The 23716-nt window shown below is 74.2% G+C and carries 27 protein-coding genes and 1 pseudogene; 17 read left to right on the forward strand and 11 right to left on the reverse strand.

Annotated features, from left to right (window positions below; all coding sequences use genetic code 11):
* Window positions 1-23 precede the first annotated feature (23 nt).
* Entirely contained in the window at window positions 24-860 is an 837-nt protein-coding gene (locus ACFEMC_RS03665) for a PIG-L deacetylase family protein (RefSeq protein WP_380173717.1), read from the reverse strand.
* Here ACFEMC_RS03665 and ACFEMC_RS03670 point away from each other — a divergent pair.
* A complete protein-coding gene (locus tag ACFEMC_RS03670) occupies window positions 822-1898 on the forward strand; it encodes a lysylphosphatidylglycerol synthase domain-containing protein (RefSeq protein WP_380173719.1) in 1077 nt (358 codons plus the stop codon). The two genes, ACFEMC_RS03665 and ACFEMC_RS03670, sit on opposite strands and share 39 nt — an antisense overlap.
* A complete protein-coding gene (locus tag ACFEMC_RS03675) occupies window positions 1895-2968 on the forward strand; it encodes a glycosyltransferase family 4 protein (RefSeq protein ID WP_380173721.1) in 1074 nt (357 codons plus the stop codon). The genes ACFEMC_RS03670 and ACFEMC_RS03675 overlap by 4 nt, the downstream gene beginning before the upstream one ends.
* On the opposite strand, the gene larC is transcribed toward ACFEMC_RS03675, so the two are convergent.
* The 3 genes from larC to ACFEMC_RS03690 are packed head-to-tail and all read right to left on the reverse strand — an operon-like array spanning window position 2958 to window position 5681.
* Window positions 2958-4166: a nickel pincer cofactor biosynthesis protein LarC gene (gene larC / locus ACFEMC_RS03680; protein WP_380173723.1), complete on the reverse strand. Its 1209-nt coding sequence runs from the start codon at window positions 4164-4166 to the stop codon at window positions 2958-2960. The genes ACFEMC_RS03675 and larC overlap by 11 nt on opposite strands.
* Window positions 4163-4852, reverse strand: a complete 690-nt coding sequence (larB, locus tag ACFEMC_RS03685) for a nickel pincer cofactor biosynthesis protein LarB (protein ID WP_380173725.1) — start codon at window positions 4850-4852, stop codon at window positions 4163-4165. Before larB ends, larC begins: the two co-directional genes overlap by 4 nt.
* Window positions 4845-5681, reverse strand: a complete 837-nt coding sequence (locus ACFEMC_RS03690) for an asparagine synthase-related protein (protein WP_380173727.1) — start codon at window positions 5679-5681, stop codon at window positions 4845-4847. Before ACFEMC_RS03690 ends, larB begins: the two co-directional genes overlap by 8 nt.
* Window positions 5682-5751: 70 nt before the next feature.
* Between ACFEMC_RS03690 and ACFEMC_RS03695 the strand changes: the two genes are divergently transcribed.
* Both ACFEMC_RS03695 and ACFEMC_RS03700 read left to right on the forward strand, forming a co-directional pair.
* Window positions 5752-6780: a LacI family DNA-binding transcriptional regulator gene (locus tag ACFEMC_RS03695; RefSeq protein ID WP_380173729.1), complete on the forward strand. Its 1029-nt coding sequence runs from the start codon at window positions 5752-5754 to the stop codon at window positions 6778-6780.
* A 118-nt stretch (window positions 6781-6898) separates the two neighbouring features.
* A complete protein-coding gene (locus tag ACFEMC_RS03700; protein WP_380173731.1) occupies window positions 6899-7363 on the forward strand; it encodes a hypothetical protein in 465 nt (154 codons plus the stop codon).
* On the opposite strand, the gene ACFEMC_RS03705 is transcribed toward ACFEMC_RS03700, so the two are convergent.
* Together ACFEMC_RS03705 and uxaC are read right to left on the reverse strand one after the other, a co-directional pair.
* Entirely contained in the window at window positions 7356-8732 is a 1377-nt protein-coding gene (locus ACFEMC_RS03705; RefSeq protein ID WP_380173733.1) for a mannitol dehydrogenase family protein, read from the reverse strand. The genes ACFEMC_RS03700 and ACFEMC_RS03705 overlap by 8 nt on opposite strands.
* Window positions 8729-10138, reverse strand: a complete 1410-nt coding sequence (uxaC, locus tag ACFEMC_RS03710; protein WP_380173735.1) for a glucuronate isomerase — start codon at window positions 10136-10138, stop codon at window positions 8729-8731. Before uxaC ends, ACFEMC_RS03705 begins: the two co-directional genes overlap by 4 nt.
* A gap of 108 nt (window positions 10139-10246) precedes the next feature.
* Here uxaC and ACFEMC_RS03715 point away from each other — a divergent pair, with 108 nt between their 5' ends.
* The 6 genes and pseudogenes from ACFEMC_RS03715 to ACFEMC_RS03740 all read left to right on the forward strand — a co-directional run bounded on the left by ACFEMC_RS03715 (window position 10247) and on the right by ACFEMC_RS03740 (window position 16588).
* A complete protein-coding gene (locus ACFEMC_RS03715) occupies window positions 10247-11620 on the forward strand; it encodes a lactate racemase domain-containing protein (RefSeq protein WP_380173737.1) in 1374 nt (457 codons plus the stop codon).
* Between the two features lie 20 nt (window positions 11621-11640).
* Window positions 11641-12150: pseudogene (locus ACFEMC_RS03720) on the forward strand (gluconokinase).
* Between the two features lie 80 nt (window positions 12151-12230).
* Window positions 12231-13688, forward strand: a complete 1458-nt coding sequence (locus tag ACFEMC_RS03725) for a glycoside-pentoside-hexuronide (GPH):cation symporter (protein ID WP_380173739.1) — start codon at window positions 12231-12233, stop codon at window positions 13686-13688.
* Entirely contained in the window at window positions 13685-14515 is an 831-nt protein-coding gene (locus ACFEMC_RS03730) for a sugar phosphate isomerase/epimerase family protein (RefSeq protein ID WP_380173741.1), read from the forward strand. The genes ACFEMC_RS03725 and ACFEMC_RS03730 overlap by 4 nt, the downstream gene beginning before the upstream one ends.
* Window positions 14516-14540: 25 nt before the next feature.
* Window positions 14541-15728, forward strand: a complete 1188-nt coding sequence (locus ACFEMC_RS03735) for a Gfo/Idh/MocA family protein (protein ID WP_380173743.1) — start codon at window positions 14541-14543, stop codon at window positions 15726-15728.
* Entirely contained in the window at window positions 15728-16588 is an 861-nt protein-coding gene (locus ACFEMC_RS03740) for a sugar phosphate isomerase/epimerase family protein (RefSeq protein WP_380173745.1), read from the forward strand. Before ACFEMC_RS03735 ends, ACFEMC_RS03740 begins: the two co-directional genes overlap by 1 nt.
* A 13-nt stretch (window positions 16589-16601) precedes the next feature.
* On the opposite strand, the gene ACFEMC_RS03745 is transcribed toward ACFEMC_RS03740, so the two are convergent.
* Window positions 16602-17030 carry an organic hydroperoxide resistance protein gene (locus tag ACFEMC_RS03745; protein ID WP_380173747.1) on the reverse strand — a complete coding sequence of 143 codons (429 nt, stop codon included), beginning with the start codon at window positions 17028-17030 and terminating at the stop codon, window positions 16602-16604.
* Between the two features lie 52 nt (window positions 17031-17082).
* Between ACFEMC_RS03745 and ACFEMC_RS03750 the strand changes: the two genes are divergently transcribed.
* The 3 genes from ACFEMC_RS03750 to ACFEMC_RS03760 all read left to right on the forward strand — a co-directional run bounded on the left by ACFEMC_RS03750 (window position 17083) and on the right by ACFEMC_RS03760 (window position 18669).
* Complete coding sequence (locus ACFEMC_RS03750; protein WP_380173749.1) at window positions 17083-17676, forward strand: TetR/AcrR family transcriptional regulator; 594 nt, start codon at window positions 17083-17085, stop codon at window positions 17674-17676.
* 10 nt (window positions 17677-17686) lie between these two features.
* The gene (locus ACFEMC_RS03755) at window positions 17687-18370 is read left to right on the forward strand and encodes an SDR family NAD(P)-dependent oxidoreductase (RefSeq protein WP_380173751.1); all 684 of its coding nucleotides are present in this window, start codon (window positions 17687-17689) and stop codon (window positions 18368-18370) included.
* 62 nt (window positions 18371-18432) lie between these two features.
* On the forward strand, window positions 18433-18669 hold the full coding sequence (locus tag ACFEMC_RS03760) for a hypothetical protein (RefSeq protein ID WP_380173753.1): 237 nt from the start codon (window positions 18433-18435) through the stop codon (window positions 18667-18669).
* Here ACFEMC_RS03760 and ACFEMC_RS03765 read toward each other — a convergent pair.
* Complete coding sequence (locus tag ACFEMC_RS03765) at window positions 18650-19012, reverse strand: VOC family protein (protein ID WP_380173755.1); 363 nt, start codon at window positions 19010-19012, stop codon at window positions 18650-18652. The two genes, ACFEMC_RS03760 and ACFEMC_RS03765, sit on opposite strands and share 20 nt — an antisense overlap.
* Window positions 19013-19040: 28 nt before the next feature.
* Here ACFEMC_RS03765 and ACFEMC_RS03770 point away from each other — a divergent pair, with 28 nt between their 5' ends.
* A complete protein-coding gene (locus ACFEMC_RS03770) occupies window positions 19041-19457 on the forward strand; it encodes a nitroreductase family deazaflavin-dependent oxidoreductase (protein WP_380173757.1) in 417 nt (138 codons plus the stop codon).
* On the opposite strand, the gene ACFEMC_RS03775 is transcribed toward ACFEMC_RS03770, so the two are convergent.
* Window positions 19439-19831: a VOC family protein gene (locus ACFEMC_RS03775; protein ID WP_380173759.1), complete on the reverse strand. Its 393-nt coding sequence runs from the start codon at window positions 19829-19831 to the stop codon at window positions 19439-19441. The genes ACFEMC_RS03770 and ACFEMC_RS03775 overlap by 19 nt on opposite strands.
* A 50-nt stretch (window positions 19832-19881) precedes the next feature.
* Window positions 19882-20361, reverse strand: coding sequence for a DUF2231 domain-containing protein (locus ACFEMC_RS03780; RefSeq protein ID WP_380173761.1), 480 nt, complete (start codon window positions 20359-20361; stop codon window positions 19882-19884).
* A 50-nt stretch (window positions 20362-20411) separates the two neighbouring features.
* Here ACFEMC_RS03780 and ACFEMC_RS03785 point away from each other — a divergent pair, with 50 nt between their 5' ends.
* A complete protein-coding gene (locus ACFEMC_RS03785) occupies window positions 20412-20645 on the forward strand; it encodes a hypothetical protein (protein WP_380173763.1) in 234 nt (77 codons plus the stop codon).
* Between the two features lie 119 nt (window positions 20646-20764).
* Window positions 20765-22192: an APC family permease gene (locus tag ACFEMC_RS03790; protein WP_380173765.1), complete on the forward strand. Its 1428-nt coding sequence runs from the start codon at window positions 20765-20767 to the stop codon at window positions 22190-22192.
* Here ACFEMC_RS03790 and ACFEMC_RS03795 read toward each other — a convergent pair.
* A complete protein-coding gene (locus ACFEMC_RS03795) occupies window positions 22177-22869 on the reverse strand; it encodes a DUF4232 domain-containing protein (RefSeq protein WP_380173767.1) in 693 nt (230 codons plus the stop codon). The two genes, ACFEMC_RS03790 and ACFEMC_RS03795, sit on opposite strands and share 16 nt — an antisense overlap.
* 138 nt (window positions 22870-23007) lie before the next feature.
* On the opposite strand from ACFEMC_RS03795, the gene ACFEMC_RS03800 reads away from it, so the two are divergent.
* Window positions 23008-23715 carry a response regulator transcription factor gene (locus ACFEMC_RS03800; RefSeq protein WP_380173768.1) on the forward strand — a complete coding sequence of 236 codons (708 nt, stop codon included), beginning with the start codon at window positions 23008-23010 and terminating at the stop codon, window positions 23713-23715.
* Window position 23716 lies beyond the last annotated feature (1 nt).

The following is a 23716-nucleotide window of genomic DNA, read 5'->3' on the forward strand; positions in this document are numbered from 1 at the left end:
ATCGCGACCACCCGCGCCCGGACCTAGCGGCGCAGGCTCGCGAAGACGTCGTCCGACAGCGCGGCCCCGGGGACGCGGCCGCTCTCGACGAACCACTCCCGCCCCAGGACGAGCCGGCCGACCGGCCCCGGCAGCGCGGCGAGCAGACCGACCCCGCGCAGTCCGCGCACCCACCCCTGCGGCCCGCGCGTCTCGGTCTGGCTGGCGTGGGCGCGCAGGGCGGCGCGCTTGGCGCCGAGGTGGGCGCGCACGTCGACGCGGTGGGTCAGGGCCCGGCGCGGGGTGAACGCCGCACGCGCCCGGTCGGCCGTGACGTCGCTGACGAACCCGGGTACGCGCTGGGCCAGGCGCAGGCCGCGCTCGACGAGCGTCCGGTCGACCGTCGCCTCCAGGACGACCGGGGTGCCCGCGAGCTGCGCGGCGCGGGCCCCGACGTGGTGGACGTGGACGTGGTCGGGGTGGCCGTACCCGCCGGCGGCGTCGTAGGTGGTCAGGACGTCGGCGCCCTCGGCGCGCAGGACGGCGGCCAGCTCGGCGGCCACCTCCTCCACCCCGACCTCGCTGAACGGGCGGCCCGGTCCGGGCGCGGGCTCGGGCCAGCCGCTGTCGCGGTGACCGAGCCGGACCACGCGGGCGACCCCCAGGGCGGCGGCCGACCGGTCCAGCTCGGCGGCGCGCCGCTCACCCAGACCCGTCCCGGGGTCGTCGGCCGCGAGGCCGGCCTCGCCGTCGGTGGCCACGACGAGGACGACGCGGTGGCCCTCGGCCGCCGCCCGCGCCAGGGTCCCGCCGGTGAGCAGGGCCTCGTCGTCGGGGTGGGCGTGGAAGGACACGAGGACGAAGGGTCCGGAGCGGGGCACCGGCGCAGACTGCCACGCCTCCTGCGCGGCCGGACCCTCGTCGGCGTCGTGTCGCTGGCCGCGGGGGCCGCCGCGGTGACGCTGCTGCCCCGGATCGTCGGCACCACGTGGTCGGCCGTCGTCGGCCTGGCCTCGGCCGTGAGCCCGGTCGCGCTGGCGGCCCTCGCCGCCCTGTGGTGGCTGGGGCTGTGGGCCTACGCCTGGTCGCTCACCGGGGCGCTGCCCGGGCTGACGCGCCCCCGCGCCATGCTGCTCAACCTGTCCGGCAGTGCCGTCTCCAACGCGCTGCCCGCCGGCGGGGCCGTGGGGATGTGGCTGAACTCGACCATGTTGCGCCGCTGGGGTTTCGGGGTGCGTCGCATCGCCGACTTCACCGTCACGAGCAACGTCGTCGACGTCGCGGGCAAGCTCGTCGTCTGCGCGGTCGCCCTGGCCGGGACGGCCGCGCTGGGCACGCTGCCCCCGCAGGTGCTGGCCGGGGCCGGGGTCGTGTCCGCGCTCCTCGCGACCGTCGTCCTCGTGGCCGCGGCCCTGGGGTCGCGGGTGGGGACCGTCGTCCTCGTGCGGGCGGTGCTGGCCGTGTCCCCGGTGGCGCGGCGCACGGTCGTCCTGCGCCGGCTCGCGCGGTGGCGCATCGAGCTGCTCGGGGTGCGCCGCCGCGTGCAGGAGACGGTCCTCGCGCAGTGGCGGCGGCTCACCTTCGGGACCCTGGCGTACGTGCTGCTGCAGGGCGGGCTGTTCTGGGCCTGCCTGCACCTGACGGGGGCCGTCCCGACGGTGTCGGCCGTCGTCGCGGCCTTCGTCGTCGACCGCCTCGCCAGCACCGTCCCGATCACGCCGGGCGGCAGCGGGTTCGCCGAGGCCGGCGCGACCGGCGTGCTGCTCGCCGCGGGCGCCGCGCCGGCCGCCGCGCTGACCGGCGTCCTGCTGTACCGGGCGTTCGTCGTGCTGCTCGAGGTGCCCGTGGGCGGCGGCGCACTCGCCGGCTGGCTGCTCCTGCGGCGTCGCAGCAGGACCGACCTGGGGGTCGCCGCGTGAGGGTCGTCCTCGTCACCGACAGCTACCTGCCGGTGCTCGGGGGGATCGAGCTGCACGTGCGCGACCTCGCCGACCAGCTCGTCGCCGCCGGGCACGTGGTCGACGTGCTGACCCGCACCCCCGCCGGCCCGGACCCCGACCCGGGGGGGGACGTGCGCGTCGTGCGCCTGGGCCGCACCGACCGGATGTCCGGGCTCCTGGCCGCCGCGGACGTCGTCCACGTCCACTCCTCCGTCGTCTCGCCCACGGCCTGGCGGGCCGCCGCCCTGGCCCGGGCGCTCGACGTGCCCGCGCTGGTCACCGTGCACTCGATGGTGTCCCACGGGGCCGCCCGGCCGATGGCCGTGGCCCTGCGGCGGGCGACGGCGTCCGGGTTGGGCTGGAGCGCCGTGAGCCGCGCCGTCGCCGACCCCCTGAGCCGCACCGTCGGGGTCCCGGTCAGCCTGCTGCCCAACGGGATCGACCCCACGGAGTGGCGGGACTGCCACGCGCACCGGGTCGAGGCGCCCGGGTTCACGGTCGTCAGCGCCCTGCGGTTCGCGGCCCGCAAGCGGCCCCTCGCCCTCGTGCGCGTCCTGGCCGACCTGCGCGACCGCCTGCCCGCCGACGTCCCGCTGCGCGCCGTCCTCGTCGGCGACGGACGGCTGCTGCCCGCGGTGCAGCGCAAGCTGGCCGCGACCGGGCTCGCGGACCAGGTCGAGCTGCCCGGCCGGCTGGACCGGGCGGGGGTCCAGCGCGTCCTCACCGGCGCCGACGCCTACGTCGCCCCCGCGCGGCTGGAGTCGTTCGGGCTGGCCGCCCTGGAGGCGCGGTGCGCGGGGGTCCCCGTCGTCGCCATGGCCGCCAGCGGCGTCACCGAGTTCGTCCGCCACGACGTCGAGGGACTCCTCGCCGCCGACGACGCCGACGCGGCCCGGCTGCTGCACGTGCTCGCCACCGACCCCGAGCGGCGCGAACGCATCCGCCGGCACAACGTGGACACCGACCCGCAGGTGACGTGGCCGCAGGTCCTGGCCGAGACGCTGCGGCAGTACGCGGCCGCGGGGGCACCCGTGGGTGTCACCGTCTGAGGTCCCCGGGCGGGGGTCCGCCGACGGTCCAGCCGGCGGCCGCCGCGGCGGAGTGGGCGGCCGAGAGGACACGGCGTTCCGGCCAGCCCAGCGCGTCCGCGACCCGGGCCACGTCCTCGAACTCCGGCATCACCTGCTGCACCACGCCCCGCAGGAGCCCGACCTTCACGGGCACGGGCTGCCCCTCCACGCCCACGTCCACCCAGCCGCGGTCCAGCACCAGCCGCGTGCACTCCGTGCGCCGCACCCCGAGCGTCGTCGTCGTCGCGACCACCAGTTCCTCGAGTTCGTCGGAGCGTTCGGGCGGGGACAGCACCGTCAGCACGTGCGCCGGCCGGCCCTTCTTGCCCACGACGGGCACGAGCCACGCGTCGAGCGCGCCCGCCGCCAGGACCCGGGCCACGACCCCCGGCCACAACCGCGGGTCGAGGTCGTCGACCGTCGCCTCCAGCTGGTGCGCCACGGGTCTCGCGGCCCGGACCGCGCGCTGACCCAGGACGACCCGCGTCACGTTGGGGCGGCCCTCGACGTCCCGCGTGCCGGCGCCGGAACCCCAGGCCGTGACGGTCAGCTCGGGCAGGTCCTCGTCGGCCGTGGCCAGCGCGGCCACGAGCGCCATCCCGGTCGGCGTCGTCAGCTCGCCCACGCCGCCGGCGCGCACCCGCCGTCCCCGGGACAGCGCCACCACCGCGGGCACCGGCACGGGGATCGCCCCGTGCGCGGCGCGGACCGTCCCCGACCCCACGGCGACCGCGCCGGCGCTCGCGGACGTCACGCCGAGGGCGTGCAGCGCGGCGCACACCCCCACGACGTCCGCGATGGAGTCGAGTGCGCCGACCTCGTGGAAGTGGACGTCGTCCGCGGGAACGCCGTGGACGGCGCCCTCGGCCGTGGCGAGCGCGTCGAAGACCGCGAGGGCGTTGCGCCGCACCGGCTCGGGGAGGGTGGCGTCGGTCAGCATCCGCCGGATCGTCGTCCAGGTCCGGTGCGGGGGGTCCTCGTCGTGCAGGTCCACGTGCGCCTTCGTCGCGGCCAGTCCCGCCCGCGTGACTCGTTCGGCGCGGACGGACACGGCGTCCCCCACGACGGCGCGGACGGCGTCGCGGACGGCGTCGAGGTCGGCCCCCGCGTCCAGGAGCGCGCCCAGCAGCATGTCCCCGGCGACCCCCGCGGAGGCGTCCACCCAGACGTGGTTCACGACGGGACCCCGGCCTGGGGCGCGGCGATCTGGGCCGCCAGGTGCCCTGCGCCGTACCCGTTGTCGATGTTCACGACGCTCACCCCCGGCGCGCAGGCGTTGAGCATCGTCAGCAGCGCGGCGATCCCGCCGAACGCCGCGCCGTAGCCCACCGACGTCGGCAACCCCACGACCGGCGCGGACGTCAGCCCGGCCACGACGCTCGGCAGCGCACCGTCCATCCCGGCCGCCACCACGACCACCCGGGCGCGGCGCAGCAGGTCCACCCGGGCCAGGACGCGGTGCAACCCAGCCACTCCGACGTCGACGACGAGCTCGCTCTCGCGCCCGAGGTAGCGCGCCGTCAGGTGGGCCTCGCGCGCCACGGGCAGGTCCGAGGTCCCCGCCGCGAGGACGACGACGAGGCCGCCCGTCGGGTCCGGCGGGCCGGGCGGCCAGGCGAGCAGTCCGCTCTCGGCGTCGTGGGCGGCGTCCGGCAGTTCGGCGATCACCGCGGTGGCGTGCTCGGCGCCCGCGCGGGTGAACAGCGTCGTGACGTCGGGGCGCTCGCGGACGGCCGCGGCGATGCGGCCGACCTGCTCCGGCGTCTTGCCCGCGCAGAACACCGCCTCGGGGTACCCGCGGCGGGCGGTGCGGTCGAGGTCGAGGTCGGCGATGTCCTGCAGACCACCCACCAGGTCAGGCACGGTTGAGCACCTCCAGCGTGAACGCGCCGGACTGCATCCCGGCCAGGTCCAGTGCGGCCCAGCGGAACCCGGCGCGCCGCACCGCCGCGTCCACCTGCGCCCGGAGCGGTGCGGACACGACGCGCACGAGGTCGGCGGCGGGGACCTCCAGGCGGGCGATGTCGCCGTGGTGGCGGACGCGCAGGTCCGCGAGGCCCAGGTCGCGCAGCGCCGCCTCGGCGGCCTCCACCTGCGCCAGCTTCTCCGGCGTGACCTCCTCGTGGTGCGGGATGCGCGAGGCGAGGCAGGGGGCGGCCGGCTTGTCCGCGCAGGGCAGGTCCCACGCCCGGGCCAGCGCGCGGACAGCCGCCTTGTCCAGGCCGGCGTCGGCGAGCGGGCGCAGGACGCGGTGCTCGGTCGCGGCCCGCGAGCCCGGGCGGTCGGGGCGGCGGGCGTCGTCGGCGTTCTCGCCGTAGGCGACGGCGTCGAGGCCGTGGGCGGTGACGACGTCCTCGCCGATCCGGGTGAACAGCTCGTCCTTGCAGTGGAAGCAGCGGTCCGGGCCGTTGGCGCGGTAGGCCGCGTTGTCGCCCTCGTGGGTCTCGACCTCCACCAGTGCCGCCCCGACGACGGCCGCGACGCGGTGCGCCGCAGCGCGTTCGGTGGCGGGCAGGCTGGGGGAGACGCCGAGGACCGCGACGACGCGGGCGGCGCCCAGGGTGCGGACGGCCGCGGCCAGCACGACCGCGGAGTCGACGCCGCCGGAGAACGCGACGCCGAGCCGGTCCACCCCCGCGAAGGTGCGCGCCAGGGTGGCGGGGACGGCGGTGTCGGGTGGCGCGAGGGTCATGGACCCACCCGACCACCCCCGCCCCCTCCGGGGCCAGTCGTTGCCAGCAGTTGGTTGCTAGCGTCCGGGCATGAGCGAGGGGGCCGACGGGGGCCAGGTGACGATCTACGACGTCGCCGCCGCCGCGGGCGTGTCCGCGTCCACCGTCTCCCGCGCGCTGACCAAACCGGGCCGGGTCAGCTGGCGGACCGCCGAGCACGTCCGCCAGGTCGCCGCCGAGCTCGGCTACCGGTCCGCGCGCATGCAGGTGCCGCTGTCCTCGCGGGGGTCGGGGGTCCTCGCGCTCGTCGTGGCCGACATCGGCAACCCCGTCTTCGTCGGCATGGTGCGCGGCGCCGAACGGGCCGCGGTGACGCACGACCTGACGCTCGCCGTGGTCGAGACGCAGGAGTCCGAACGCGCCGAGGCCAAGGCGCTGGCCCGCCTCGAGGCCACCGTGGACGGGTTCGTCCTGGCGTCCTCCCGGTTGAGCGACCAGGAGATCCGCGCGATCGCCAAGCGCAAACCCGTCGTCGTGCTGAACCGCTCGGTGCGGTCGGTGACGTCCGTCGTCAGCGACAACGTCCGCGCCGTGAAGAAGGCCGCCGAACACCTCGTCGAACTCGGCCACACCTCGATCACGTACCTCGCCGGCCCGGAGGCCTCCCACGCCGACGGGACCCGCTGGCGAGGGGTGCAGGAGGCCGGGGTGGAACTCGACCTGCGCGTCGGCCGCGTCGGGCCGAACCTCCCGACGCTGCGGGGCGGGGCCGCGGCGGCCGAGGCGTGGGCACGCCGGCCGTCGACGGCCGTCATCGCCTACAACGACCTCATGGCCATCGGTTTCCTCACCGCCGTCACGGCCGCCGGCCGCCGCGTCCCCGAGGACGTCAGCGTCGTCGGGTTCGACAACATCGTCGACGCCGACCTCGTCCGCCCCGGGCTCACGACGATCGCGGCCCCCCTGGTGGACATGGGGTCCGCGGGAGTGGCCCACCTCGCGGCGGGCCGCCCCCGGGAGGGCAGCACGGGCGAACCCGTGCTGCTCCCGGCTTGGCTCGTCGTGCGGGGGTCGACGGGACGGGCCCGCGCCAGTGGTCGCGGCGGACGGTCGCGGTGATCTCACGTCGAAGGAGGCGGAAGTGTCGCAGTGGGTGAGGATCCAGGCGAGGTCCCGGCGGGGGGTCTGGTTGAGCGTCCAGGCGGAGACCAGGCCTGCGGACCCCACGCAACCGTGGGTGCTGCCCGACGGAACGCAGGTCTGGGACTACATCCGCGACTGGCGGGTGGACGAGCTCCCGTTCCGGGTCTGGTTCTCTCCCTACAACCGCAGCAAGACCTTCGGCGACTTGCTCTGGACGGGTGGGCTGTCGGTAAAGATCGCCTCCACGCGCATGATCTCGGCCCTCCGCGCTGTGGGCTGCACGGGGTACCGCACGTTTCCCGTCGACGTCCGGCGCCGTGACGGTTCGCCGGTCGACGGGTACGTCGTGCTGGAGACCGACCCCCATCCGGGGTCGGACCTGCAGAACCTCTACGGGCAAGAGGGCCAGAACTTCGCCTTCGTCGCCAGATCACACATCGCCGAGGCGCTGCGACGGCATGGAGCCGACGCCGTGGAGATCGAGCCCTACGACCCCGACGCCGGGCCGCCGGACTTCGACCCCACACCCATCACCCCCGGACCGGGGTGGCTCACGTGACGTGTGCGGCCGCGGGCGTCAGGACGTCCAGCCGGGAACTGACCAGTTCGACCAGGTCCGCGTCGTCACCGAGCCCGTGGTGCAGCAGATCGAGCACCGCGCGGACCGGGTCGTCGGACGTCGCGGCCGCCACCGCACGGTCCGCCGCCGGGTCGTCGACGGGCGTGCTCTCGCCCCGCAGGTGCCGCATCCACGCGGCGACGGCCGTGGCGCACCCCTGCGGGAACCGGCCCGCGGCGCGTTCGGCGCGCAGCGCCGGCACGATCCGCAGGGGCAGCTTGAGCGAACCCCCCGCCGCGATCTGCGCGAGGAGGTGCCGGACGCCGGGGTTGGCGTAGCGGTCGAGCAGGGCCGCCCGGTACCGCGTGAGGTCCTCGGCCGGGATGGGCAGGTGCCGGCACGCCTCGTCCCAGAACGTCTCCACCCAGGCCCGGCACCGCGGGTCGGCGACCGCGTCGGCGATCGTGCGGTGGCCGAGCAGAGCGCCGGCGTAGGCGAGCAGGGAGTGCGACCCGTTGAGCAGCCACAACTTCCGCTGCTCGTGGACCGTCACGTCGTCGACGAACACGACGCCTGAACTCTCCCAGTCCGGGCGTCCAGCCCGGAACTCCCCGGCGACGACCCACTCCGAGAAGGGTTCGGTGGGGACCGGGGACTCGTCGTGCACGCCGGTCAGGGCCTCGACCGTGGCGACGACCTCGTCGGTGGTGGCCGGGGTGATCCGGTCCACCATCGAGGACGCGAACTCCACGTCGCTCCGGATCCACTGCGCGAGTCCGGGGTCGACGAGTTCGGCCAACCGCGTCACGACGGACCCGGTGACGGGCCCGTTGTGGGCGAGGTTGTCGCAGGACAGCACGGTGACCGGCCCGGCGCCCGCGGTGCGGCGGGCGGCCAGGCCCGCGACGAGGCGGCCGGGAACGGTGGTCACGGGGGCGGTCGCGTCGGTGCGCAGCGCGGCGAGGTCGGCGGCTACCTCGGGGCGGTCCTCGTCGAGCTGGCCGTCCGCGCTGAGCAGGTACGCGGCCTCCGTCACGGTGAGGGTGACGACGGCGACCTCGTTGCGGCGCAGCAGGTCGAGGAACTCCGCGTGCTCGGTGGCCGCGTGCGCGCGGGCGATGGAGGTGACGACTTCCGGGTGGTCGCCGTCGGCACCGCGCACCAGCAGCGTGTAGAGCCCGTCCTGCCGGTTCAGTCGCTCGGCCGCGTCCGGACGCCGGCCCGTGAACGCCGCGATGCCCCACGCGTCGGCGTCGGAGGCGCGGGCGGTGTACCACGCCTGGTGGGCGCGGTGGAAGTTCCCGAGGCCCAGGTGGACGATGCGGACGGGCGGAGCGGGAACCTGCCGGCGCAGGGGGGTCGTAGTCACAGCCGGAACGCCTTCCGCGGGTTGACCGTCACGATGTCGACGATGGTCTCCAGCGCCTCGTCCTCCTCCAACCGCCCGTCGGCGACGAGCGTCGACAGGTACGCCGCGTCGAGACGGCGGGCCATGTCGTGGCGGGCGGGGATCGAGCAGAACGCGCGGGTGTCGTCGATGAACCCCGACGTCTTGCCGAAACCCGCGGTCTCCGTCACCGCCGACCGGTGCCGGACGATGGCGTCGGGCGCGTCGAGGAACCACCACGGAGCCCCCACCCACACCGAGGGGTAGAAACCCGCCAGCGGCGCGATCTCGCGCGACAGCGTCGTCTCGTCCAGGGTGAACAGGACGAGCTGGAACCCCGGGTCGGTGCCGAAGTCCTGCAGCAGCGGCTGCAGGTCGCGCGTGAAGTCGCCCGGCAGCGGGATGTCCGCGCCCACGTCGGCGCCGAACGTGCGCGCGGTCGGGCCGTGGTGGCTGCGGGCCACCCCGGGGTGCAGGGTCATGACGAGGCCGTCCTCGCTGGACATCCGGGCCATCTCCCACAGCAGGTGACGGCGCAACGCCGTCGCCTCGGTGGTGCTCAAGGACGCCTTGCGCGCCAGCGCGAAGAGTTCCACGGCCTCGGACGCCGGCAGGCGCTCTGCGCGGACGTCGGCGTGGCTGTGGTCGGCCGACACGGCGCCGTGCGCGCGGAAGTGCTCGCGCCGCTGCCGCAGCGCGTCGAGGAAACCGGTGAGCTCGCTCGTGTCGGTCCCGGAGACCTCCTGGAGCCGGTCGGCGTGGGCGGTCCAGCCGTCGACGCCGACCTCGAGGTAGCGGTCCGGGCGGAACGTCGGCAGGACGCGTCCGGAGAACGTCGGGTCGGCGGCGAGGAACGCGTGGTCGGCGAGGTCGTCGCACGGGTCGTCGGTGGTGGCGAGCACCTCGACGCCGAACCGCTCGAACAACGCGCGGGGCCGGAACTGCGGTGTCTGCAACGTCGCGGCGATCTGGTCGTACACCTCGTCGGCCGTCTCGGCGCTGGGGCGGACGGTGATGCCGAAGAGGTCGGCGAACTGCACCTGCAGCCAGTACCGGACGGGTGTGCCGCGGTACACCGACCAGTGCGCGCACAGCGTCCGGAACGCCGCGCGGGACGCCTCCGCCGACAACGGGCCCTGGCCCACGCCGAGGTGGGCGAGGTCGACGCCGTGGGAGTGCAGCAGACGGGTGGCGTAGTGGTCCGGCGTCAGCAGCAGCGACGTCGGGTCCGTGAAAGGGGTGTCGTGCGCGAGCCACCCTGCGGGCACGTGGCCGTGCGGGGAGATGATCGGCAGGTCCGCCACGGCCGCGTGCAGCCGCCGCGCCACGGCGCGCCGGGTCGGGTCAGGGGGCAGCAGCCGGTCGGGGTCCAGCGTCAGCGACGTCATGGGGCCACCCGACCCGACGGGGAGCGGTGGTGACCAGCGGTTGCCGGGAGTTGCCGCCGGAGGCCAGTCCGCCTCGACTTCCCAGCTCCCGCCGTCCACAGTCGGGCCATGACTGGTAGCGCGTACGGGACGGATCCGGGGGACGCCACGCGCGCCGCCGTGCTCGGAGGCCCGGGGGACCACCTCGACCCCGACGTCGTCCGGGGCTTCGTGGCCGAGCAGGTCCGCGGTGTCGACCTCGACGGCGCCCGCGTGTGCCTCGTCGTCCCGGACGCCACGCGCACGTGCCCCCTCCCGCTGCTGCTGCGCGCGGTGCACGAGGGGTTCGACGGTCGTCCGGCCCGCGTCGACGTCGTCATCGCCCTCGGCACCCACCAGGGCATGGACGAGGAGCACCTCGCCCGCCACCTCGGCTACGAGGCCGGTGCGCTGGAGGCGACGTACCCGGGGTGGTCCGTCGTGAACCACGCGTCCTGGGACCCCGCGACGTTCACGTCCCTCGGCACGATCCCGGCCGCGCGGCTGGCCGAGCTCACCGGCGGGCTGCTGCCGGGGCCGGACGTCGACGTCCGCATCAACCGGCTCGTCGCCGAAGCGGACGTCGCGCTCGTCGTCGGGCCGGTGTTCCCGCACGAGGTCGTCGGGTTCTCCGGAGGCAACAAGTACTTCTTCCCCGGGGTCTCCGGCCAGGAGGTCATCGACGTCTCGCACTGGGTGGGGGCGCTCATCACGAGCGCGGCGATGATCGGCAGCCGCGGCGTGACCCCGGTACGCGCGCTCATCAACGAGGCGGCCTCGATGCTGCCGGGGACGCGGCTGGCGCTGTGCCTCGTCGTCGCCTCGGGCACGGACGTGCTGCACACCGCGGCGTTCGGGACGCCCGAGGACGCGTGGGCGGCGTGCGCGGAGGTGTCCGCGCAGACCCACGTCACCTACCTCGACCGGCCGTGGCGGCGGGTGCTGTCGATCATGCCGGAGAAGTACGAGGACATCTGGACCGCGGCGAAGGGTTTCTACAAGCTCGAACCCGTCGTCGCCGACGGCGGGGAACTCGTCCTGTACGCCCCGCACATCACGCAGGTCTCGGTCATGCACCCGCACATCACGGAGATCGGCTACCACAACCGGGACTACTTCACGGGGCAGTGGGAACGGTTCCGCGACCAGCCGTGGGGCGACCTCGCGCACTCCACGCACCTGCGCGGCCAGGGCACGTGGGACCCCGAGCACGGGGAGCGGAACCGGGTCACCGTGACGCTGGCGACGGGGATCCCGCGCGAGGTCGTGGAGAGCGTGAACCTGCAGTACCTCGACCCCGCGACCGTCGACGTCGACGCGTGGGCCCAGGACCCGGACACCTTCGTCGAACCTCACGCGGGGGAGGTGCTGTACCGCCTGCGGGCGGAGGCGCCCGGGGGTGGCACGGAGGTCCCGGGCGAACCCGACGGGCGGCAGCCGTCCGAAGAGCGGGCCGCGCGGTGAGGCCCACCGCGCTGGTCGTCATGGGGGTCGCCGGCTGCGGCAAGAGCACCGTCGCGGGACTGCTCGCCGACCGCCTCGGGTGGCCGCTCGGCGAGGCCGACGACTGGCACCCGGCCGCCAAACGTCGCCGCGATGACGGCGGGGACCCCGCTCACCGACGCCGACCGCGCGCCCTGGCTCCTCGCCCTGCGGGACTGGATCGACGCGCACGGCGGCGACTGCGTCCTCACCTGCTCGGCGCTGCGGCGGTCCTACCGGGACGTCCTGCGCGGTGCGGGTCCCGGGTGCGGTTCGTCCACCTCGACGGGTCCCGGGAGGAGCTCGCAGCGCGCCTCGCCGCCCGCACGGGGCACTGCATGCCGCCGTCGTTGCTCGATTCCCAGCTCGCTCTCCTCGAACCCCTCGGGACGGACGAGGACGGTGTCGTCGTGGCGATCACCGGCGGGCCCCTCGAGGTGGCCGACCGCGCCGCGGAGGCGGTTGCCCGCCAGGTGTCGGGATCTGGCAACTCGTGGCAAGTGGTTGGGTGAGCGGGTCCGTCCGGCGGACGCTGGTCTCCTCGCCGCCGGCCCCACCGGGCCCGGGCGGCCACACCCCTTGAGGAGATGACATGGCTCGACCTGCGACGGCGCAGGGACTGCGGTCTCTGGAGCACCTCCCCGTGCGGACCGTCCTCGGGTACGGCGCAGGGGACTTCGCGTGCAACCTCGCGTTCAGCCTCAGCACGGCGTTCCTGCTGTACTACTACACCGACGTGGCCGGCATCTCGGCTGCCGCCGTGGGGACGATGTTCCTCGTCGTCCGCCTGTGGGACGCCGTGGCGGACCTGCTCGCCGGCCGCCTGGTCGACAGCACGATGACGCGGTGGGGCAAGTTCCGGCCCTTCATCATGTTCGGCGCGGCCCCGCTGCTGTTCCTCAGCTTCCTGACGTTCCGGGTGCCGACGAGCTTCGACGACGGGATGAAGCTCGTCTACGCCTACGCCACCTACGCGGTGCTGGGGCTGGTCTACTCCCTCGTCAACATCCCCTACGGTTCGCTCGCCTCGGCCGTGACGCAGTCGGTCCACGAGCGGGCGCGCCTCGTCTCGGCCCGGGTCATCGGCGCCGGCCTGGGGGGCGTCGTCCTGACGTACGTCATCGGTCACTTCGTCAGCGGGCTGCGGGAGCAGAAGGCGGCGATCGAGACGTCGGGCGACCTCATCGCCTACCAGGCCGCGGTGCAGGGCGTCTTCACGAAGGTCACGCTGGCGTTCGTCCTCATCGGGACGGCCGCGTTCCTCTTCACCGCGTGGGCCTGCCGCGAGCGCGTCGTGCGGGCCCAGCCGCGGGTGGGGGCCCGGGAGACGGTGGCGACCCTGCGCAGCAACCGGCCCCTGGCCTACCTGTGCACGTCGAGCTTCTTCTACCTCATCGGCGTCTCCGCCGTCGGCGGCAGCACCGCGTTCTACGCCCAGTACGTCCTGGGGGACATCGCGCTCGTCGGTTTGATGACCCTCGTGAACACCGGCGTGGTGTTCGTCGTCGGGCCGTTCATCCCGCGCATCGTCGACCGGTTCGGCAAGAAGACGGTGTTCCAGTACTGCGGGGTGTTCACGGTCGTCGGCGGGGTCGGGTTGTTCTTCGCCCCGGGTGACGTGTTCTGGTTCGTCCTGCTGACCCTGGCGGTCAAGGGCGTCGGCACCACCCTCATCAACAGCGTGATGTTCGGCCTGGAGGCCGACACCGTCGAGTACGGCGAGTGGAAGACCGGTCGCCGCGCCGAGGGGGCGACGTACGCGCTGTTCTCCTTCACCCGCAAGGTGACGCAGTCGCTCGGCGGTGCGCTCGGCGCGTGGGCGCTGGCCGCCGGCGGGTACCTCGCCGCCACCTCGGAGAACCCGAACCCGGTCCAGCCGGACAGCGCGATCATCGCCATCAAGGCCACGATGGGTCTGCTGCCCGCCGTGTGCGCCGTGCTGGCGATGCTCGTCTTCGCCCGCTACCCCTTGAGCGACGCCCTGTTCCGGCAGGTGCGGGACGTGACCGAGGCCCGCAAGGCCGCCCAGACGCAGGAGGTCGCACCGTGAACTGGCAGCTGTCGGGTTTCGGGGACGAGGTCGACGCCGACCCCGTCGTGCAGGTGGCGGTGCTGCAGGCCCTCGGGGCCCGCTGCATCGAGGTGCGCAGCGCCTGGGGGACGAACGTCGCCGACCTCGACGACGCCCAGCTGGCGGAGCTGGACCGCGTGCTGCGGAAGCGGGGCCAGCAGGTCTCGGCCGTGGCGTCGCCCGTCGGGAAGGTGCCCGTCGAGGCCGACCCCGACGACGAGGTCGTCCGGTTGCGCCGGATCGCGCACGTCGCGACGGTGCTCGGCACCCCGTACGTGCGGATCTTCTCGTTCTTCACGGGGGAGCGGAAGCCCGACGAGGTGCGTGACGACGTGCTGCGGCGGATGGCGGGACTGGCCGCCGTCGCGGAGGAGACCGGCGTGGTCCTGCTGCACGAGAACGAGAAGGGCATCTACGGGGACACGCCCCACCGGGTCCTGGACCTCGTCGAGTCCGTCGGGTCGCCCGCCCTGAAGGTGGCCTGGGACTCGGCGAACTTCGTGCAGGTCGGCGTGGAACGTCCCCACGACGAGGGGTTCGCCCTGCTGCGCCCGCACCTGGAGTACCTGCAGGTCAAGGACGCGCTGGCCGCCGACGGGTCGGTCGTGCCCGCCGGGGAGGGGGACGGTCAGGTCGAGGCGACGGTCTCCGCCCTGGCCGCCGACGGGTTCTCCGGGTTCGCGTCCCTCGAACCGCACCTCGCCGACGCCCACGAGCTCGGGGGCTTCTCCGGACCGGGCGCCTTCGGGCGTGCGGCCCGCGCCTTCCGCCGGCTCACCGACCGCGCCGGCGTCACGCTCGTCTGATCGGCAACCCACGAGGAGGAACACCATGACCAGATCCACGCACGACCCGGTGCGGCTCGGCATCATCGGTCTCGGCACGCAGGGCGGGACGTACGCCCGCTTCGTCGCCGACGGTCGCGTCCCCGGCATGACGGTGGGTGCCGTCGCGGACACGGACCCGGCGAAGGCCGAACGGGCGGCGGCGGAGTTCGGCGACGTGCCGTTCTTCACCGACCACCTGGCGATGATGGACAGCGGCACGGTCGACGCCGTCATCACCTGCGTCCCGCACTACCTGCACCCCCAGATGGGGGTCGAGGCGATCGAACGAGGCATCCACGTCCTCGTCGAGAAGCCGGCCGGCGTGCACGCGCTGCAGGTGCGGCGGCTCAACGCCGTCGCCGCGGCCCACCCGGGCGTCACGTTCGGCGTCATGTTCAACCAGCGGAGCAACCCGCTCTACCGCCGCCTCAAGGAGATCGTCGAGGCCGGGGAGATCGGCCGGATCATCCGCTCGAACTGGATCATCACGACGTGGTGGCGTCCGCAGGGGTACTACGAGCAGAGCGCCTGGCGCGCCACCTGGGGCGGTGAGGGCGGCGGCGTGCTGGTGAACCAGGCCCCCCACCAGCTCGACCTGTGGCAGTGGATCTGCGGCGTGCCGCGGTCGGTGTTCGCGAAGGTCTCCTACGGGTTGCAGCGCGACATCGCCGTCGAGGACGAGGTGACCGTGCTCGCCGACTTCGGCGAGGGGTCGACGGGAGTGTTCGTCACCGCCGTGCACGACCTCGTCGGGACCGACCGGCTCGAGATCCAGGGCGACGCGGGGAAGATCGTCGTCGAGGGCAGCAAGGTCGCCACCGTCACGCGGCTGGCCGAGCCGGAGCGGGAGATCAGCGCCGGGATGAGCGCCGAGCAGGTCGCCGGGTTGTTCCGCGGGCAGTTCGACCCCAGCCAGCTCTACACCACCGAGACCATCGAGTTCCCCTCCGAGTGGGGCGGGCAGCACGTCGCCGTCCTGGCGAACTTCGCGGCCGCCGTGCGCGGCGAGGAGGACCTCATCGCCCCCGGTGCCGAGGGGCTGCTCGGGGTCCGGCTGGCCAACGCCGTCCACCTCTCCAGCTGGACCGGTCAGGAGGTGGGGCTCGACTTCGACGAGGCCCTGTACCTGGAGCTGCTCAACGAACGCATCGCGGACGAGGCGCTCTTCCCGCAGCGACAGGGTGACGAGTGATGGCGCGCATCGGTGTGCAGGCGATGATGCTGCGCGAGAGCGTGGCCGAAATCGGGGCGTTCAGGACGTTCCGTCGCGTGCGGGAGATCGGGTACCGGTCCGTGGAGGTCTCCCAGATCCCCATGACCGACGAGAACGTGGGAGAGCTGGAGCGCGCCCACGACGAACTGGGCGTGGAGGTGGCGGCCCTGTCCGCCAACCTCACCCGCGTTCCCGGGATGCCGAACGACGCCCTCGAGGGCGATCTGGAGAAGATCGTCGCGGACTGCGAGCGACTGGGCGCGGACATGGTCCGGATCGGGATGCTGCCGTTCGAGGCGATGCGCGACCTCGACCGCGTCCTGGACTTCTGCGACCGCACGAACGAGGTGGCGTTGCGGATGCGGGAGAACGGGATCCGCCTCTACTACCACAACCACCACATCGAGTTCACGAAGTTCGACGGGCGCTTCATGCTCGACGTCATCGCCGAGCGCGCGCCCGACGTGGGCCTCGAGCTCGACGTGCACTGGCTGCAGCGCGGTGGGGTCAACCCCGTCGCCGTCATCGGGCAGTACGCCGGCCGGGTGCGGATGGTCCACCTCAAGGACTACCGGATCGGACGCCTCGACCCGTCGGCGTTCGAGGCCCTGCAGCGCGGCGACCGCGAGGGCTTCCAGCGGGCGTTCAACGACGTCGTGCAGTTCGCGGAGGTCGGGGAGGGCAACCTCGACTTCGGGGCGATCGTCCCCGCGGCCGTCGAGGCCGGCGCGCAGCACCTCCTGGTCGAGCAGGACCAGCTGTACGGCCGGACTGTGTGGGAGGCCCTGCGGACCTCCCACGACAACCTCGTGGCGTTGGGGTTCGGCGACCTGTTCTGAGCCGTCCTGCGGGTCAGTCCTCGTCGGTGACGAGGCGGACGTCCTGCACGACGTTGCCGCGGGTGGCGCGGCTGTAGGGGCAGGTCTGGTGCGCGGCGTCCAGCAGGCCGCGCGCCACCTGCTCCTCGACGCCGGGCAGCTGGGCCTCGATGGTGACGGCGAGGTCGATGCCCTGGGCGAGGCCGCCGGTGACGCCGACCGTGACCGACACGGCCGAGTCGGCCACGTCGACCTTCTGGGAGCGGGCGATGGCCTTGAGGGCGCTGTGGAAGCAGGCGGCGTACCCGGCGGCGAAGAGCTGCTCGGGGTTGGTGCCCGGCCCGTCGTCGCCGCCCATGCCCTTCGGGGTGGACAGGTTCAGGTCGACGCGGTCGTCGGAGGAGCTCACGCGTCCGTCGCGGCCGCCCCAGGCGGTGGCGGTGGCTTCGTAGAGAGTCGACACGGTGGTGCCCTTCTATTCGTGTACCAGGCTGGTGCACGAATAGGATGCACCCGTGAGCGAGGTCCCCACCACCCGACCCGCCCGGGGCCGTCCGCGGGACCCGGGCATCGACGGGCGCGTCCTGGCGGCGGCGGTCGAGGAACTGGCCGAGAAGGGCGTCGCGGGGTTCAGCACCCGCGGGGTGGCCGTGCGGGCCGGGGTGGACCGTCGCGGTGTCCACGCCCGCTGGGCCACCACCGAGGACCTCGTCGTGGACGCCCTGGCGACGCTGACGGCCAACCTGCGCCCCCCGCTGACGGGCACGCTGCGCGGCGACCTCGACGGCCTCGTGCCGGACATCGCCCGGTCGCTGTCGGGCGACCGGCGCCGCGTGCTGCAGCGGTGCCTCGACGAGGTCGCAAACGCGCCCGCGGTCACGGAACGGTTCCGGCGCGACCACGTCGACCGTTGCGCCGCCGTCCTCGAGGACGCCTTCCACCGCGCCCGCACCCGGGGGGAACTGCGGGCGACCACCACGCCGGCGCAGGCCACCGACGTCCTCATGGGGTCCCTGCTGTTCCGCGCCCTCACGGTGGGGGACGACGCCGTCCGCGGCGACGCGTTGGACGGCGTCGTGGACCACGTGCTGGCGCTCGTCGGGACGTAGGGTCGAGCCCGTGGACCTCGGACTGGACTCCCGTGTCGTGCTCGTCGCCGGAGGGCGCGGCTACATCGGACGCGCTGTCGTGCAGCGCCTGCGGGAGGAGGGGGCGACCGTCGTCGTCGCCTCCCGCAACCCCGGGCAGGACGGCGTGGCCGTCGACCTCACCGACACCGCCTCGGCGCGGTCCGCCGTCGAGCGGGTGCTCGCCGACCACGGCCGGATCGACGCTCTCGTGGTCACCGCCGCCCCGGCGGCCGGGAGCCTCGACCCGGCGAGGAACTCCGACCCCGAGCAGATCGCGACGGCGTTCGACGCGAAGTCCCTGGGGTTCCTGCGCCTGGCGAACGCCGCCGCCCCGGCCATGCGGGAGGCGGGGTACGGCCGGATCGTCGGGATCAGCGGCCAGAACGCGTACCTCACGGGGAACACGACGGGCGCCGTGCGCAACGCCGCGCTCGTGATCGCCGCCAAGAACCTCGCCGACGAGCTCGCGGGCAGCGGCGTCACCGTGAACACCGTGAACCCCGGACCGGTGGTGGACGAGCCGTCGTCGCAGGTGCGTCCGGGGGCTCCGGGGGAGTCCTCGCCCGACCAGATCGCCGCGCTCGTGACGTTCCTGGTCTCGCCCCTGGCCGCCGCGGTCAGCGGCGAGGCCATCGCCACGGGGCACCGGGTGCGCGGGGTCGTCACCTTCTGACCGACCGTCCGCCCGACGAACGGGGGATGGGGTGCGCTGCTCCGGTGCGCTTCGATCGACGGGTGTCGAGACCCTCCCCCAGCGGCTCCTTTCTCCTCCTCGTCGGCGTCGTCCTCGTCGTCGCCGGCGTGGCGTTCCACGGGGTCGCGGCCGCGCACCGGCCGTCCGGCCCCGACGGCGGCGACACCTGGACCGTGCTGCTGAACCACGCCGGACTGCGGGCGGGGGCCTACGGGGCCGTCGTCGCGGGGGCGTTCCTGGCGGTGCGGGGCTGGAACCTCAGGCGCCGCCGGGACTGAACACGCAGAACTCGTTGCCCTCCGGATCGGCCAGCACGTCCCACGGCCGGTCCACCTCCCGCGCCCGGACGATGGTCGCGCCGAGGGCGAGGAGCGCCTGCACGTCCCCGTCGACGTCGAAGTGCAGCCGGTTCTTGACGACCTTGCCCTCCGGGACGGGGTTCACCCACACCAGGGGGCCCGCTCCGTCCACGGCGACGATGGGCACCGGGTCGCCGTCGGGGCGGGGTCCCGACGCCCCGACGTGGCGGCGGTAGCCCATGGCGCGGCACCACCAGTCCGCGAGAGCCTGGTGGTCACGGGCGTCGAGGCAGAGGTCCTTGAACCGGGCGGGGGAATCCATCCCCGCATCATCGCGCAGGAGGAGAACCGTGGACTTCAACCAGCAGGTGATCGAGGAGTTCCGCGCCAACGGCGGGACGGTGACGACGGCGGGGTTCGGCCGGAGCCTGCTCCTGGTGCACCACACCGGTGCGCGCAGCGGGGCCGAACGGGTCGCCCCGTTGTTCGCCATCCCCACCGACGGCGGGTGGCTGATCGCGGTGTCGGCGGCCGGCGCGGACCAGCACCCCGCGTGGTACCACAACCTCCTGGCCCACCCCGACACCGTCGTCGAGCACCCCGACCGGGGCGAGGTCGCGGTGCGGGCCGTCGACCTGCAGGGGGAGGACCGGGACGCGGCCTGGGCGCGGTTCCTCGCGGCCAGTCCGGGTTTCGCCGGGTACGAGGCGAAGACGTCGCGCCGCATCCCGGTCCTGGAACTGCAGGATCAGGCCGGCGGGGCGTAGAACTGCAGGTCGTTGCCCTCGCTGTCCTTGAACGGGGCGATCCGGCCCCACGGGTGGTCGCTGATCTCGCCGGTGAACTGCACGCCCTCGCCGCGCAGGCGCGCGACCTCCTCGTCGATGGAGGAGTCGGGCGTGAAGGAGATGACCGCCCCGCCGTCGGCGTGCGACCCCGTGTCCTCCCGCGCGTTCAGCCCGATCGTCAGACCGCCGGCCTCGACCTCGCTCCAGTCCGGCGAGGTCATGCTCACGTCCAACCCCAGGGTCGTGCCGTAGAACGCGACCGCCCTGTCCATGTCGTCCACGGGAACCCACACCGTCGCCACACCGCTCGCCACGTCGACCTCCGAGTCGTCCCGGGCCCGGTGCCCGGTCACGGGTCCAGTCTCGGGGCGGGCCGTGGGACCGCATCCCGGGAGCGACGGCGTCAGCTGCCCGACTTCTGCGGCGCCGCGTTCACCTGGTCCTTCCAGACGGCCTGCGCGCCGGAGTCGCCGACGCGGTAGACCTGCATGGCGGTGGCGAGGGCCGCGACGACGGACAGGGCGGCGACGACGGTCACCGCGGCGGGCGGGCGTCCCGCCTCGTCCCGTCGGCGGCGCTGGAGCCACCACAGGACGACGGCGAGCACCGCCAACGGGAGGGCGAACCAGACGAGCTGGTCGCCGAGCTCGGCGTGCCGGCCGGGGTCGCCGACCCGGTGCTCCAGCGATTCCCCGCTGCTCGTCGCGACGGGGCACAGCGCGGTGCCCACGACGGCGACGAGGGCATTGATCCCGCCGTAGCGGGCGCGCCACGCGGGGCGCGCCGCGACGGCGACGGTGCCGAGGACGGCGAGGGGCAGCAGCACCACGACGGCGTGCACGACGAGCGGGTGGACGGGCAGACCGCCGATGAGGTCGAACATGCGGACAGCGTGCCCGCGCGCTGTTGAACCCCCGCTGAGAAGCTGGGGTGGTGGACGACCTCACCGCGTGGAAGGTGCTCGCCCCCTCGGGGCTGCTGCTCGTGGGGGCCGGGGTGTGCGTCGTCACCGACGCCGCCGTGCGGCGGGCGCGACGGCGTCCCTGGGTCGTCCCCGGCACCGCGGGCCTGGTGACGCTGAACGCCGGGCTCAGCCTCTTCGGCGAGGCGGTGAAGCGCCGGGCGTTGCACGACGTGCACGCCGCTGGCCCGCTCGGGGGACGCTGACCGGGACCGACACCTGCCCGAAACACGGGTCCGGCACACTCCGCTCACCGCCCGAGATCGGAGCCCCCGTGTCGTACGAGCAGCCTGCTCACCCCCCAGCACCCGCCCCCGAGGACGGGGTGGCCCGCAGCCGTCTGGTGAAGACCCTGCGGCGCGGGGACATCGTCCTGTTCATCGTCGCCGCCGTCATCAGCGGCGACAGCATCGCCGTCCTCGCCGGTGGCGGGCCCGAGGGGCTCGTGTGGTCCGCGTTCATCGGGATCGCGTTCCTCGTGCCGTCGGCCTTCGTCTTCGCCGAGACCTCCTCGACGTACCCCGAGGAGGGCGGGCCGTACCAGTGGGTGCGCCGGGCGTTCGGGCGCACGTGGGCGTCGGTGGCGGTGATCCTGTACTGGATCACGAACCCGATCTGGCTGGGCGGATCGCTGGCGTTCATCGCCGGGTCCGTGTGGTCGCAGTACGTCGTGGCGACGTCGGCCGTGGGCGACTTCGTCGTCAAGCTGGTGTTCGTCTGGGTCGCGATCCTCCTCGCCGTCGTGAGCCTGAAGCGCGGCAAGGTGCTCATCAACGTCGGAGCGTGGGCCAAGCTGTTCGTCCTCGCCAGCCTCACCCTGACGGCGCTGGTGCACGTGGCCCAGTCCGGGACGGCGGGTGTGGACTGGTCGGCCGCCCGACCGACCGTGGCGGGGTTCCTCGCGATCGTGCCCGTGGCGCTCTTCGCCTTCGTCGGCTTCGAGGCGCCGAGCGCGGCGTCGGAGGAGATGCACGACCCCCAGCGCGACACCCCGACCGCCATCGCGCGCGGCGCCGGCATCACGCTGCTGGCCTACCTCGCGCCGGTGCTGGCGATCATCCTCGTGACCCCGGCTGACCGGACGGCGGACGCCGGTGTCATGCAGGCGATCGAGGTCAGCTACGGCGTCTTCGGCCCGTTGTCGGGGCCGCTGCTGACGCTCACCGCGGTGGCGTTCGTGTACGCGCTGCTGACGCAGGGCTCCGCCTGGATGATGGCGACGGACCGCATGCAGGCCGTGGCCGCGGCCGACGGCGCGTTCTTCACCCGGCGGCTGGGGGAGTTCTCCGAGCGGCTGGGGACGCCGGTGCGGATGAACCTCGTCTCCGGGGTCGTGTCGACGGTGTTCCTCGTCCTCGCGACCGTGTTCGTGCACGGGACGGCGGCCGCGGTGTTCGGGGTCGTCCTCACCCAGGCCGTCTCGACGCTGCTCATCAGCTACGTCGTCATCGTCCCGGCGATGGTCCACCTGCGCTGGACCCACGACACGATCCGGCCGTACCAGGTGCCGGGCGGCCGTCGAGGGTTCACGGTGCTCGCCGGGATCGTGTACCTGTTCATCCTGCTCGGCTCGGTGGCCGCCGTCGTGCCGGGCGTCCTGGAGGGGTTCCTGGGGCTCGACTACGACTTCGCGGGGGAGTGGGGCGTCAGTCGCGGCAGCTTCGAGGTGTTCACCGTCGGGGTGCTCGTCGTGGTCGTCGTCGCCGCGCTCGTCGGCCGCGTCGTGGGTTCCCGGTCTCAGCCGACCGCGTAGGGCGTCTGCGTGATCGTCCCCTGGTCGCACACGGGTCCAGCCGACCAGGGGACCGCGCGGTCGTCGATCTGGTCGGGCGGGATGACGAGCAACGACGTCGGGACGGCCTCGCAGTCCCCGGTGGCCGGTTCCCCGACCGCGGTGTTCGCCGCGGTGGACCACGACAGCGACGAACGGGCGACGTCACCCGGCGCGAGGGTCAGTGCGGGGGGCGTGGCGTCGGAGCGGACCTGGCGCGACAGGACGGGGGCACCGTCGCTGCGGCTCAGGGCGATCCCGCCGAACCCCTTGAGGTGGCAGGCGCCGCGGCCGGTGTTCGTCAGCGTCAGGACTGCGGCGCCGCGGCCGGCCGGGGCGTCGGCCGGCACGAGCGCCGCGACCAGCTGGGCCGAGGTGCAGACGCCGACGGACGTCGGGGGAGCGCTGGGGGTGGTCGTCGCGGTGGTCGTGGGCGTCGGGCTCGTGGGGGTGGGTGCCGTCGGGGTGGGGACGGGAGTCGTGGGGGTCGGCGTCGTCGGTGTGGGGGTGGGGCTGGGCGCGGCCGAGGTGGGGGGACGTGAGCTCGACGTCGCCGGCGCCCCGACGCTGACCCCGCCGCGGAACGAGCACCCCGCGAGCGCGACTCCCGTGACCGCCAGCACCGCGAGGACGAGCGGACGGGACACGGGGGGACGCACCCGCCCAGTCTAGGAACGCCGGCTCACGGCGGGTGCCGCGCCCGGCGGTCGTGACAGGATGGACACACCGGCAACCGTTCCGGCACAGCGGGGGTGCCGGGGCTGCCCGGGGGCTCCGGGGGCGGGCATCATCGGGGGGTGCCGACCATCCTGCTCGCCGACGACGAGAGCGCCATCACCGACAACCTGGCGCCGCTGCTGACGCGGGCGGGTTTCGACGTGGTCGTCGCGCACGACGGGCAGGAGGCCCTCGACCGGGTCCGCGCGCAGGACCCGGACCTCGTCGTCCTCGACGTGATGATGCCGAGGATGGACGGGCGGGCGGTGCTGCGCCGGTTGCGGCAGGAGGGGTCCTCCACCCCCGTCATCCTGCTGACGCAGGTGGGGGAGTCCAGCGAGCGAGCGATGGCGCTGGAGGAGGGCGCGGACGACTACCTCAACAAGCCCTTCGACCCGCAGGAGCTCACGGCGCGCATCCGGGCCGTGCTGCGCCGGCGCGACGGCGACCGGCGGGGCGGACCCGGGCAGTTCCAGCGGTTGCGGTCGGGGTCGGTCGTGCTGGACCGCGTCTCGCAACGGGTGTGGAAGGACGGCCGCGAGGTCGTCCTGACGCCACGCGCGACGGCGCTGCTGTCCTACCTCATGACCCACCCCGACGAGGTGATGACCCGCGAACGCCTGCTGGAGGCGGTGTGGGGGTGGACGTTCCAGACGAGCACCCGCTCCGTCGACACCCGGATCGCCGAACTGCGCCGTGAACTCGAGGACGACTCCGCCGCCCCGCGGCTCATCGCCACGGTGCTGGGATCGGGGTACCGGTTCGCCGGCTCGGTCGAGAAGGCGTGAC

Source organism: Kineococcus sp. DHX-1 (genome assembly GCF_042473625.1).
Lineage (GTDB): Bacteria > Actinomycetota > Actinomycetes > Actinomycetales > Kineococcaceae > Kineococcus.